General features: G+C 40.1%; 11 protein-coding genes. 5 read left to right on the top strand and 6 right to left on the bottom strand.

The genetic code is table 11. The features are described 5' to 3' along the window. The 4 genes from HDE68_RS20190 to HDE68_RS20205 form a co-directional block, all read right to left on the bottom strand. Positions 1-3213, bottom strand: coding sequence for an efflux RND transporter permease subunit (locus HDE68_RS20190; protein WP_183884038.1), 3213 nt, complete (start codon positions 3211-3213; stop codon positions 1-3). Between the two features lie 6 nt (positions 3214-3219). Beyond that, positions 3220-4383 (bottom strand): efflux RND transporter periplasmic adaptor subunit, encoded by a 1164-nt coding sequence (locus tag HDE68_RS20195; RefSeq protein WP_183884039.1) that lies wholly within the window; start codon positions 4381-4383, stop codon positions 3220-3222. Positions 4384-4439: 56 nt separating this feature from the next. Beyond that, the gene (locus HDE68_RS20200; protein WP_183884040.1) at positions 4440-5030 is read right to left on the bottom strand and encodes a TetR/AcrR family transcriptional regulator; all 591 of its coding nucleotides are present in this window, start codon (positions 5028-5030) and stop codon (positions 4440-4442) included. Between the two features lie 218 nt (positions 5031-5248). Then, positions 5249-6046 (bottom strand): AraC family ligand binding domain-containing protein, encoded by a 798-nt coding sequence (locus HDE68_RS20205; RefSeq protein ID WP_183884041.1) that lies wholly within the window; start codon positions 6044-6046, stop codon positions 5249-5251. A gap of 70 nt (positions 6047-6116) precedes the next feature. On the opposite strand from HDE68_RS20205, the gene HDE68_RS20210 reads away from it, so the two are divergent. Both HDE68_RS20210 and HDE68_RS20215 read left to right on the top strand, forming a co-directional pair. Beyond that, the gene (locus HDE68_RS20210; RefSeq protein WP_183884042.1) at positions 6117-6518 is read left to right on the top strand and encodes a DoxX family membrane protein; all 402 of its coding nucleotides are present in this window, start codon (positions 6117-6119) and stop codon (positions 6516-6518) included. A 1-nt stretch (position 6519) separates the two neighbouring features. Continuing rightward, positions 6520-7494 (top strand): polysaccharide deacetylase family protein, encoded by a 975-nt coding sequence (locus tag HDE68_RS20215; RefSeq protein ID WP_183884043.1) that lies wholly within the window; start codon positions 6520-6522, stop codon positions 7492-7494. Positions 7495-7573: 79 nt separating this feature from the next. Here the strand turns inward: HDE68_RS20215 and HDE68_RS20220 are convergent, their stop codons facing one another. Further along, the gene (locus HDE68_RS20220; RefSeq protein WP_183884044.1) at positions 7574-8245 is read right to left on the bottom strand and encodes a GDSL-type esterase/lipase family protein; all 672 of its coding nucleotides are present in this window, start codon (positions 8243-8245) and stop codon (positions 7574-7576) included. Positions 8246-8286: 41 nt separating this feature from the next. Further along, a complete protein-coding gene (locus tag HDE68_RS20225; RefSeq protein WP_183884045.1) occupies positions 8287-9177 on the bottom strand; it encodes a LysR family transcriptional regulator in 891 nt (296 codons plus the stop codon). Positions 9178-9252: 75 nt separating this feature from the next. On the opposite strand from HDE68_RS20225, the gene HDE68_RS20230 reads away from it, so the two are divergent. The 3 genes from HDE68_RS20230 to HDE68_RS20240 are packed head-to-tail and all read left to right on the top strand — an operon-like array spanning position 9253 to position 12788. Then, complete coding sequence (locus HDE68_RS20230; RefSeq protein WP_183884046.1) at positions 9253-10356, top strand: saccharopine dehydrogenase family protein; 1104 nt, start codon at positions 9253-9255, stop codon at positions 10354-10356. After that, a complete protein-coding gene (locus HDE68_RS20235; RefSeq protein WP_183884047.1) occupies positions 10340-11245 on the top strand; it encodes a DUF1338 domain-containing protein in 906 nt (301 codons plus the stop codon). Before HDE68_RS20230 ends, HDE68_RS20235 begins: the two co-directional genes overlap by 17 nt. 13 nt (positions 11246-11258) lie before the next feature. Then, positions 11259-12788, top strand: coding sequence for an aldehyde dehydrogenase family protein (locus HDE68_RS20240; RefSeq protein WP_183884048.1), 1530 nt, complete (start codon positions 11259-11261; stop codon positions 12786-12788). Position 12789: the final 1 nt, after the last annotated feature.

Raw genomic sequence — 12789 nt, forward strand, 5'->3', positions numbered from 1 at the left:
CTAAGCGGTTGGTGGTTCAGGCAACTTATGTTCATCAGCACCATCTATTCTTTTAGTTTCATGTATTTTCTCCTCTTCTTCATCCTCCTCTTCATAATCATAACTTGGTTTGGCCGGGCCACTGATTTTCTCCTGTAAACCCTGGAAGATGATAAACAATACCGGGATCACGAAAACCCCAAGAATAGTTCCGATCAGCATCCCGCCTACAGCGCCTGTTCCAATAGATTTATTACCAATCGCACCAGCACCACTAGAGAACATCAAAGGCATCAAACCGAAGATAAATGCAAATGAGGTCATCAAAATAGGTCTTAAACGGGCAACAGCACCTTCAATAGCAGACTGTATAATCGGCATTCCTTTTCTTCTTCTTTCCAAAGCAAACTCTACAATCAAAATACCATTCTTCGCTAATAAACCGATCAGCATGATCAGGGAAATCTGCAAGTAGATATTACTGTTCAGTTTAAAAATAATAGAGAACAGATAAGCTCCTGCCAAACCAAACGGAATGGATAACAAGACCGCAAAAGGAAGGATATAACTCTCATACTGTGCACTTAGTAAGAAATAAACGAAAACCAGGCACAGAATAAATATAAACACAGTTTCACTTCCCGAAGCCAGCTCTTCGCGGGTAAGGCCAGAGAAATCAAACCCATAACCCTGTGGTAAAGATTGCGCAGCTACTTCCTGAATTGCTTTAATTGCATCTCCAGAGCTAAAACCTGGATTTGGGGCACCCGTAATAGCGATCGAACTAAATAAGTTGAATCTGGAAATAGACTCAGGACCATATACTCTGTTCATTTTTATAAACTCAGTAATTGGCGCCATTCCACCTGCACTGTTTCTCACAAAGATCTTATTCAGCCCTTCAGGGTTTGCACGGAACTGGTCAGCTGCCTGAACCATTACCCTGTACTGCTTTCCGAATTTATTAAAGTTCGAAGCGTATAAACCACCATAATAGCCCTGCATCGTTTGCAGAATCGTGTTTACACTCACCCCGGCATCTTTAGCTTTCTCCAAATTCACATCCATCATATATTGAGGGAAATTAGGGTTGAAAGACGTAGTTGCATACTGGATTTCCGGACGCTGACTTAACTTAGCCAGAAACTCATTGTTGATTTTAAAGAAATCGGCTGTGCTATGCCCGCCTTTATCCTGTAACTGGAATTCAAACCCGCCGCTTTGTCCAAAACCCTGAATCGTTGGCGGAGAGATAAAGAAGATACTCGCTTCCCTGATCCCTGCAGTTTTACCAAATAATTCTTTAACCACATCATCTACAGTACGTTTACGCTGATCCCATGTTTTTAATTTCAGGATAACCATACTATAGGCACTACCAGCACCAGCTGTAAAATTTTGTCCGACAATACGTAAAGTATGTTGTACTTCGGGGATCGTATTGGCAATACTATCCACCTTAACTGTCACTGCTGCTGTACGCTCCATCGAAGCTGATGGCGGCAAACTGATATTGGCAAAAATAGTTCCCTGATCTTCTGCCGGAACAAAAGAAGAAGGCGTAGTTTTCATCATATAAAACAAAGCTGCACCAGCAATTACAATCGCACCTAAAACGATCCATTTCTTCACAGAAAAGAACTGTACGGAACGTTTATAGCGGTTAGTCAGACTGTCAAATGCAACGTTAAACCCAGTATAAAAACGTTGTAAAAAGGTTTGGTTATGCTCATCATCTTTATGGGGTTTAAGCAGCAAAGCACATAATGCAGGGCTTAAAGTCAAGGCGTTAATGGCCGATAAGATAATGGCAACCGCCAGTGTAATACCAAATTGCTTATAGAAAACCCCGGTAGAACCAGTAATGAAAGTTACCGGAATAAATACTGCCGCCATCACTAAAGTAATAGAGATAATTGCGCCCGATATCTCATCCATCGCATCAATGGTAGCTTTTCTGGCAGATTTATAACCATGATCCAGTTTCGCATGTACGGCCTCGACGACCACAATCGCATCATCGACCACAATACCAATGGCCAGTACCAAAGCGAAAAGCGTGAGTAAATTGATTGTAAAACCAAATAAATTCAGGAAAAAGAAAGTACCTACAATCGCTACCGGAACCGCAATTGCCGGTACCAAAGTAGATCTGAAATCCTGCAGGAAGATAAATACCACAATAAATACCAGGATAAATGCTTCAATCAGGGTATGGATAACCTTATCAATAGAAGCGTCCAGGTTTTCATTGACATCGACCAGTGTCGCATATTTAATCCCTTTAGGGAATGTTTTAGCCGCTTCATCAATAATCTTTTTAGATTGGTTAATTACATCCCTCGCATTAGATCCTGGTGTCTGGCTAATGGCCATCGCTACCGATTCTTTACCATCGGTTTCAATCGTAGAAGCATAACTTAAAGAACCTAATTCTACTTTAGCTACATCTTTCAAACGCAGTAACTGTCCGTTACCCGCCGATTTAACAACTATATTTTCGAACTCATTTACCTGCGTTAAACGACCTTTATAGCGGATAACATACTGGAAAGACTGATTGCTGTTCTCTCCGAATTTACCTGGGGCAGCTTCAATATTCTGTTCTGCCAATGCAGTAGTAATATCACTTGGAATTAAGCCATATTGCTGCATTAAATCTGGTTTTAACCAGATACGCATCGAATAATCTTTAGCTCCAAAAACTGAGGCATTACCTACACCTGTAACACGTTGTATTTGTGGAACCAGGTTGATCTTAGCATAATTCTGTAAGAAAGTCTGGTCATAAGCCTTATTATCACTGTATAAAGAGAAAATCAAAAGATTACTACTTTGACTTTTTGTGACCGTAACCCCGGCCTGAGTAACCTCAACCGGTAATAAACTGGTTGCTCTTGAAACTCTGTTCTGAACGTTTACAGCTGCTAAATCCGGATCTGTACCTACTTTAAAATAAATACTGATACTCACTGTACCATCATTCGCAGAAGTAGAAGTCATGTAAGTCATGTTTTCTACCCCGTTAATCTGCTCTTCTAAGGGGATTACCACACTTTTTAAAACCACATCGGCACTTGCTCCGGTATAACTTGCTGCAACATTAACAGTTGGCGGCGCAATATCGGGGTACTGGGCTATGGGCAGGGACGTGAGCCCCAATATACCCAGGATAACAATAATCACTGAGATTACTGTCGAGAGAACTGGTCTCTGTATAAATATCTTAAACATCTGCTCTTATTTTAAGTCTGCGTAAACAGTTTCCGGATTTTCGGCATTCGCTTTAATCTGTGTACCATCTTTCAAAGTGGCAACACCTTCTAATACAATTTCATCACCTGCTTTTAAGCCTGTTTCTACCACGAAGAAATTACCGGCTGTATTTTGCATAACCGTTACCGCAACATTTTTAGTTTTACCATCTTTATCTACCACTACCACAAAACGTTTGTCCTGTAATTCAAAAGTTGCACTCTGAGGTACCAATATGGCATCTTTTACCGCATTAGGAATTCTTACCGTTGCACTGCTTCCACTGCGGATAATACCTTTAGGGTTAGGAAAACGTGCCCTGATATTTGCAGAACCAGTTGCAGTATTGATTAATCCGTTTACTGTTTCTATTTTACCCTCTTCTGTATAAGTAGAACCATCCGATAACAACAAAGAAACCTTCGGTAGTTTAGCCAGCTTTTGAGCAAATGTTCCGCTGCCATCTTTGGTGAAATCCAGCAGGATCTTTTCATTCATAGCGAAATAAGCATATACATTACCTATACTTGAAACTGTAGTCATCGGATCTGCTGTCGTGCTGCTAACCAGACTTCCTAAACGGAAAGGAATAGAACCCACCACCCCATTTACCGGACTATTTACAATCGTATAGCCAAGATTTGTTTTAGCATTCACTAAAGCTGCTTTGGCAGTTGCAACTGCGGCCTGAGCCGATTCATAAGAATATTGTGCTGATTCCAGCTCATACTTACTCACAATATCCTTATCGACCAGTGGTTTTACTTTATTTACAGCCAGTTTAGCTGCATTCAATTGTGCCATGGTATTGGCGATACTTGCATTGGCAGTTCTTACATCCTGCTCATATTGCGGCGCATTGATTTTGAACAAAGGCTGACCTGCTTTAACGACAGCACCCTCATCTACAAAGATCTTTTCGATGTAGCCATCTATTCTTGGTCTGATGTCGATATTCTGCTGTCCCTGTATACTTGCAGGATAATCTGTGTTTAAAGTCGCAGATCTGGGTTGCAGTTTCAGGACTTTATATTCCTTCACCTGCCCTGCTGCAGCTGCGGCCTGGGCGGCCTTATTCTTGTCGTTGCCACATGAGGCGAGGGTTAATCCTGATATAAACAGGAGCCCAATCTGTATTGATGCTTTCATAATAATTGTCTTGCTGAGGGGTTTTCTATTTGTGAATTGATATTAAATACGATTTATTACTGTGGATAGATCATTTCAAAAATGAGCTGTTTCCTTTGTTTCATTAGCTTAACATATTCATGGTCAGTTATTTTCATAAATCCTTTACTGAGTTTAGAAGACAGTAAAGGGTAAGCCATTAAAGAGAACAGGTTCATCATAAAATGACGGGGGTCCATTGCTTTGATAGCTCCTTTATCCATTTCTGCTTTGATCTCCGCTAAAAAAGGTTTGGTATGGGTATCATGTACCTCATCTGCATGTTCAGTATCATAGCGGTTAGTTTCGGTAATCAGAAACAGCTCCCGGTAGGGAAAAGCTATTGTCTGATCCATAAAAGCATTAATCAGCTTCTTTAATTTCTCCTGAAAGGTCTGTTTTCCTGTAAAGGCATCACTCATAATATGGCGCAGTTCGTCCATAGCCTCTTCTGTTACCTGTTCAAATAATAACTTCCTGGATCTAAAATAATAGTGTACCAAAGTCCGGTTCACTCCCGCTGCATCGGCAATGTCCTGTGTTGTTGCATGCAACTTCCCTTCTGCAAAAAAGATCTTCTTGGCGGTATCTTTAATGAGTTGTTCTGTCCCTTTATCTTTTACTGACATTATATCTTTATTTTTAATATTAATGTTTGACAATTTTGTTAAGCAAATGCATCAGTAAATAATTGTACAGCATTACAGCCATACAATCAAAGCCAACATTTAATTATATATGAATCGATTATAAGGCCAAACTAGCTAAACACGCGTAGTTAAAAAAGAGAAATTGACCAGCAGGTAAAACACACCGACGAACGGCAGGTTTAACAGGATTTAGCGAATTATGTATTTTGTTTAGTTTTGAGGAGTTTGCTCACATGGCTTTCATCCGTTAGTCCAAATTCCGATACAATCTGTTTCAGACTGTAGTTTCCGCTTGACATCCTTTTTTGAATTAATGTCCGGCGGTAATTACCGATATAATCACGCATTGTCAGGCCCGCATTTCTTTTAAAGAATGGGCCTATATAAGCAGCTGTGGTATGGAAATGTCTGGCCATGACCTCAGCTTTGAGCCGATCGGGCGTATAGATATGTTCATGGATATAGGCGAATACATTTTCCATATCCTTAAGCTGTTTTTGAGTGTTGCTGACCTCAGGAAGATTTCTTCTTAAAATTGTCGCAATAGCCATAATCTGGAGCCAGATTAATCGCTCATTGGTCTGGATATCCGTATTTAAACCGATAATTACCTCGTAAATATGGGCTGTTACAGCCTGGTCTGCGGCATTCAATTTAAATCCTGATAAACGGGTTTCCCTGTTTTTGATCAGGTATTCCATTTCCTGTACCCATTGATCTTTGATCTTTTCATCGCCATGCAGATAGAAGTCAGTAAACTTTAAAAAGATGAAACGGGTACTTTCCCTGATTTCAAAATAATGCTGATCGTCCGGGCCAAGCAGAAATATATCGCCCTGCTTATACGTGATCAATTCTTTATTGAGATGATGAAGCCCGGTTCCGTTTTTGATATAAATCAGCTCGTAATGATTATGGTTATGCACCGGATGCTTCCATACACTGATCTCAAAATCAGAAATAATTACCGGAAGAAACTGGCGAAAACGCTTCATAGTGGAAATATACAAAATCTTATTAGAGTTATACCTATAAGCTGCCGCATTTTACCCTCAGATTTGACTTATGAAAGAGATCAATATAACTTATCTGCTTGCACGTCTGCCTATTGGGATGAGTATGCTGGGTCATGGATTGGTACGTGTACCTAAACTGGCCGTTTTTAGTGAATGGATGGTTAATTCATTCAGCAAATCTGCATTACCAGAATTTATGGTTTTACCATTCAGTTATTTACTTCCTGTTCTGGAGCTTATTACCGGTTTACTCTTATTATCAGGGTTGTTTACCCGTTTTGCGCTGCTGTTGGGCGCTGCAATTATGCTGGCGCTGATTTTCGGTTCCTGTATGATTGAGCAATGGGAAAACGTCTTTATCCAGGTATTGTATGGTGTATACTTTGCCATATTATACCGCTATCTAAACTTTAATAAAATAGCTCTTGATCAATTAATTATCAAAAAATAAAATGAGTACCAGAAAAGATTTTATCCGCCAGTCGGCGATTTTAGGGGCAGGGTCACTCCTGTTGCCATCCACCACATTTTCAGCGCCACAAATTAATCCGTTATCAACTATGGACAATTCAAATCAATCCTCACAATGGGCAGATGGCACCAGGCTTGTCATTTCCATTTCTATGCAATTTGAAGCTGGAGGAGAACCAGAAATAGGTTTTGACAGTCCTTTTCCTTCAAATCTGGAAAAAGGATATACCGATTTACCTGCTAAAACCTGGTTTCAATACGGCTATAAACAGGGTATCCCCCGTTTATTAGACTTATGGGATAAATACAATATCAAAGTGACCAGTCATATGATTGGCGAAGCAGTGCGGCATAGCCCTGAACTGGCGCGTGAAATTGTCAAACGCGGACATGAAGCGGCAGCGCATGGTTTAAACTGGACGCCCCAATACAACCTTTCTTATGAAGAAGAGAAGAAATTCATACAACAAGGGGTTGCAATCATCAAAGAAGTGACGGGTAAAACAACCGTAGGTTATAACTGTAACTGGTTAAGAAGAAGTAAAAATACCCTGCCTATTTTACAGGAACTGGGTTTCACTTATCATATTGATGACCTGAGCAGAGATGAACCATTTCTGATACCCGTCAAAGGAAAGAACTTTGCTGTTGTACCTTATACACTTCGCTGTAATGATATACAATTACTCGAAGGACGCTATTTCTCTTCACAGCAATTTGGTGAACAGCTGAGACTGGAATTTGATCAGCTTTATGAAGAAGGTGCAAAATACCGCAGACAAATGTCAATCAGTACCCATGACAGGATTAGCGGTACGCCCGCCCAGGTCCGGGTGCTGGACCAGTTTTTAGCTTATGCAGCTAAACAGCCAGGGGTTAAATTTATGCGGAAAGACGAAATCGCAAAAATGGCTTTTCAGGATAAAACCACGCTGATTGACAGCGATTACAGATAAATACTAAAAAGGCTGTATAATTTTGAGAATATAATATCCCAATTTATACAGCCTTTCTTATTTTAATTATTTAACAATTTTAGTCCTTTAATAAATGAGGTTTTAATAGTTTATTCCATATCGCATATCCTGCAGCATTCATATGCAGCATATCTTCTTTAAACAACTTAGGCTGCATCTTTCCATCTTTATCAAACATAGGCTGATAAATATCAAGAAATACTGTATTCTTGTCCCCTTTTAAAAAGTCTTTTACCAAAATATTAGCCCTGATACCTTTTGATAAGTACTGAGCTCTGGACGGACTTGCTTTGATAGCTATATATACAATAGGGACAACCGGCAGTTTTGCTCTGATATCACTATATAGCTTTTTGAAATCCTCAAATACAGCGTCTCCGGTAGCTGCTTTGATCAGGTCATTTTCACCTACATAAATAACCAGTTGTTTTGGATGATAAGGAAATACAATATCTTCCAGATAGCGGTCCACATCGGTTGTTACCGCACCACCAATACCCCGGTTCAATACCGTATAATCTTTAAATGTTTTGGTAAAATCGACCCATAACCTGATCGAAGAACTCCCTATAAACAGGATTGGATCTTTTGGGGGCGCATAAACCCGGTCATATTGTTTGATCGCTTGTACATCATCCCAAAACGCAGGCTTATCCTGTGCAAATGAATTGACGTTTGATAAAAAAAGAAATGCAGCGGTGAATGCTGCTGCTTTAAATAGTTTCAACATTCCCAAAAATATCTATTTTTAATCAATAATTAAAGAGAAGATCAATTCAGCATTTCCAGTAAATAAGGCAATGCAGGATTATCATTGACTTTTTTCCATACCGCATACAATTCAGTTTGCTGTGGTATATTCTTCAATTCAATAAACTTAATCCCCGGATTGCCTTCTGTAGCCAATGATGTAGGGATCACAGAAAGTCCCATCCCATTTTCCACAAGTTTAAATATCGTTGGCGCATGGATAGAACGGTGTGAAAGCTTAGGTGTAAAACCCTGATCGGCGCATAAATTAATAATCTGCTGATAATAAAGCTGGCTCTGATCATTTGGAAAAAGAATAAAATACTCATCCTTTAGCTCTCCTATATGATTGAAAGCTGTGGCAGTCATCGGATGGTCTGCAGGCAAGACCAGGGTGAAGGTTTCTTTATAAACGCTTTTGATCACCATATCCTGCCCCACCTGGTTAGAACGCATAAAGCCAAGATCGATATCTCCTTTTTGCAGGGCCAAAAGCTGTTCTTTATTGGTTAACTCTTCGAGATGGAACTTAATATTCGGGCAATCCCTGTTAAACTGCTTAAGCAAAACAGGTAATATAGATTGCATTGCCGAGGCTACAAAACTAATTCCCAGTTGTCCCGTATTTCCTTTTTGAAGCAATTGTACATTATTGATGGCCAGCTGCATTTTTTGGATTACCTGTACAGCATCTTTATAAAAGAGTTTTCCGGCCTCATTTAAAACTACCCGTTTATTATTGCGGTCAAATAAAGAGTGGCCAAGATATTGCTCTAATTGTTTAGTCTGCTGGCTTAATGCCGACTGAGAGATAAATAGCTTTTCGGCTGCCTTTCTATAATGAAGTTCTTCGGCCAGCACCTTAAAATAATTCAGGTGTCTTAGTTCTATTTGATTAGTGATACTTATCATAGTTTAAGTAATCAGTATTATTACTAATGGTAAAACTAATGATATTTGAGACTGTAAACCAAAATAAACTTTAGAATGATCAATAAAATATTAAGTCTGGGCCTTGGAAAGGTAGGTACGTTAGTAGCAACATTACTTAGTGACCAGTTCGAAGTTACCGGAATGGACAAACAAGCGCCGCATTATGATTATGAAATGCCATTTGCAATTACCACAGGAGATGTTTCTGACCTGGTTTTAATGGAAAAAACGATCAGTCAGTTTGATGCAGTTGTTTCTGCCCTGCCATATTTCTTAAATGGTCCGATAGCAAGAATAGCACATCAGCTGGGTAAACATTATTTTGATTTAACTGAAGATGTTCCCACAACAAATGAAATTATAAAACTGAGTGAAACAGCAACCGCAGTCATGGCTCCGCAATGTGGTCTTGCACCAGGACTGATAGGTATTATTGGGGCACACCTGGGCAATGAATTTGAGAAATTAAGATCAATTGATATGCGGGTTGGTGCTTTACCAAAATATCCGAATGGTGCAATGGGTTATGCATTTACATGGTCTGCAGCTGGTGTAGTCAACGAATATATTAACGATGCCGAGGCTATTCACAATGGACAGCGTAAAATGGTTCAGTCCCTACAGGGCAAGGAAACTATCAATATTGATGGCGGTGTATATGAAGCTTTTTATACTTCGGGTGGTTTAGGTACCATGTGCGAAACTTATGCAGGTAAACTGGACAGACTGGATTATAAAACCATTCGTTATCCGGGACATTGTGACCTGATGAATTTCCTTATCCATGAACTGCATATGAAAGATGATAAACAACAGCTGGAAGATATTCTTAAGAATGCAAAACCTCCTGTTGAAGAAGATGTTGTTATTATCTATGCGAACGCCGAAGGATGGAAAAACAAGGAATTAAAGCGTAACGAATTCTGTAAATCCTATGGACCGATTGAGCTGAATGGTAATTCATGGAGAGCAATTTCCTGGACTACAGCCGCAAGTATTGTGGCAGTGGTAGAAATGGTTGCCAATGGGTCATTGCCATCCAAAGGTTTTATCAAACAGGAAGAAATCTCTTTCGAAGCATTATTAAACACGAGATGCGGTAGCCTTTTTAAACAATCGGCATCCCCTTTAAACAAAGAATATGAATTTCAATCATAACAGTCCATTAGATATTTTCCTGACCGAACTTTTTGACCGGTACCGGGAAGCTGTGCCCGAAGTCAATCAGATTACAGCTGCTTTACTTAAAAACGGTGTAGTCAGTTCTCAGGATGAAATCGTAAATGATCATATCGCTTTCAGGACGCTTGGTGTTCCCAATCTGGGCATAAAATCATTTGAGAAGATTTTCCTTTATCATGGTTATCAAAAAAGAGATCATTATTATTTTGAAGAAAAAAAACTGGATGCTTACTGGTATTCCCCTCCTTCTGCAGCCTATCCAAGGATCTTTTTAAGCGAGCTGAAAGTAGATCAGTTAAGCAGCAAGGCGCAGGACATTATCAAAAAATATACAGCAGCTATTCAGTTAGATCCTGTAGATGCTATAAACCTGAATGATGGAGAAGCTATTGCTGCATTTCTGCATCATCCTTTATGGAGTTTACCAGATCTGCACGACTATAACACATTGCTCAAAGAAAGCGAATATGCTGCCTGGGTTATTTACAATCGCTATTATCTCAACCATTATACCATCAGCGTTCATGCCTTAAGCAAAGGTTACCAGTCTTTGCCGGATTTTAATAGATTTGTAGAAGGCCTGGGTATCAAACTCAATGACGCGGGCGGGAAAATTAAGATAAGCGCAGACGGGTTGTTAAGTCAAAGCAGTACAGTTGCGGGTGTACATGAAGTTGAGTTTGCTGATGGGTCAAAGGCACAGATTGCCGGCAGTTACGTAGAATTTGCAGAACGTTCAGTTTTACCTGCTTACAGCCATCTTAAACCTGAAGAAATTCTATCTGTACACCGGAGAGAAGGTTTTGAGACGAGCAATGCTGATAAAATTTTTGAAAGTACTTATACAGGACAAATAAAATCCTGAAAATATTAAAGCTATGGATATCAAAAACGTATTAAAAGAATTAGGGATTACTGAAAATAACAGTGGTACTTCTACCGGATATCAATGGATCGGTTCGGATGCCCGGGTCATTGTTTCTTCTTCGCCGGCAGATGGCAAGGAAATTGCAAAAGTGAGTACAACCACTCCCGAAGATTATGAAAAAGTAATCAGCACAAGTGCAGCGGCATTTTTACAGTGGCGTAATGTGCCAGCACCTAAAAGAGGTGAAATTGTCAGACAGCTTGGTGATGCATTGCGTCAGCATAAAGAAAACCTGGGTACCCTGGTTTCTTATGAAATGGGAAAAAGTTTGCAGGAAGGGCTTGGCGAGGTTCAGGAGATGATAGATATCTGTGATTTTGCTGTCGGACTTTCCAGACAATTATATGGTTTGACCATGCATTCTGAAAGACCGGGTCACAGAATGTATGAGCAGTGGCATCCGCTGGGTATTGTTGGGATCATCTCAGCTTTCAACTTTCCGGTAGCGGTATGGAGCTGGAATGCTGCATTGGCATTAGTTTGCGGAAATGTTTGCGTTTGGAAGCCTTCTTCTAAAACACCGCTTTGTGCAGTTGCCTGTCAGCATATTATTGCTTCGGTGTTAAAAGCGAATGATATGCCCGAAGGCATCAGTTCTTTAATTACCGGAAACCCGGTTGGTGATTTAATCAATAACGATCCAGGAATCCCATTAGTTTCCTTTACAGGCTCTACAAGAGTTGGCCGTTTGGTTTCTTCGGCAGTAGCAGGCCGGTTTGGCAGAACAATTCTGGAACTTGGCGGTAATAACGCCATTATCATTTCTAAAGACGCAGATCTGGATATATCACTGGTTGGTGCTGTATTTGGTGCTGTGGGAACTGCCGGACAAAGATGTACTTCGACCAGACGTTTGATTATTCATGAAGACATTTACGAGGCATTTAAAAATAAATTAGTCAAAGCCTATGCACAGCTGCGTATCGGTGATCCATTGGATCAGAACAACCATGTAGGCCCGCTAATTGACAAGGGAGCCGTTGAAGTTTATCTGGATGCTATTGAAAAAGGTAAAGCTCAGGGTGCAAACTTTATTGTAGAAGGTGGCGTGCTTGCAGGCGGCCCTTACAATTCCGGCTGTTATGTAAGCCCATGTATTGCTGAGGTGAAAAACCATTATCAGATTGTACAGGATGAAACTTTTGCCCCTATCCTGTATATTATGAGCTACAAAACTCTAGAAGAAGCAATTGCGCTGCAAAACGGTGTTCCGCAAGGACTTTCATCCGCTATTATGACATTGAACCTCAGAGAAGCTGAATTATTCCTTTCTGTTAACGGATCTGATTGCGGTATTGCCAATGTGAATATAGGTACTTCGGGTGCTGAAATTGGCGGTGCTTTTGGCGGAGAGAAAGAAACAGGTGGTGGAAGAGAAAGCGGTTCTGATGCCTGGAAAGGATATATGCGCAGACAAACCAATACCATTAATTACGCAGATAAACTGCCATTGGCACAAGGCATTAAATTTGATCTTTAGT

Origin of the sequence: Pedobacter cryoconitis (genome assembly GCF_014200605.1) — a bacterium.
In the GTDB taxonomy this organism is placed as follows: Bacteria; Bacteroidota; Bacteroidia; order Sphingobacteriales; family Sphingobacteriaceae; genus Pedobacter; species Pedobacter cryoconitis_B.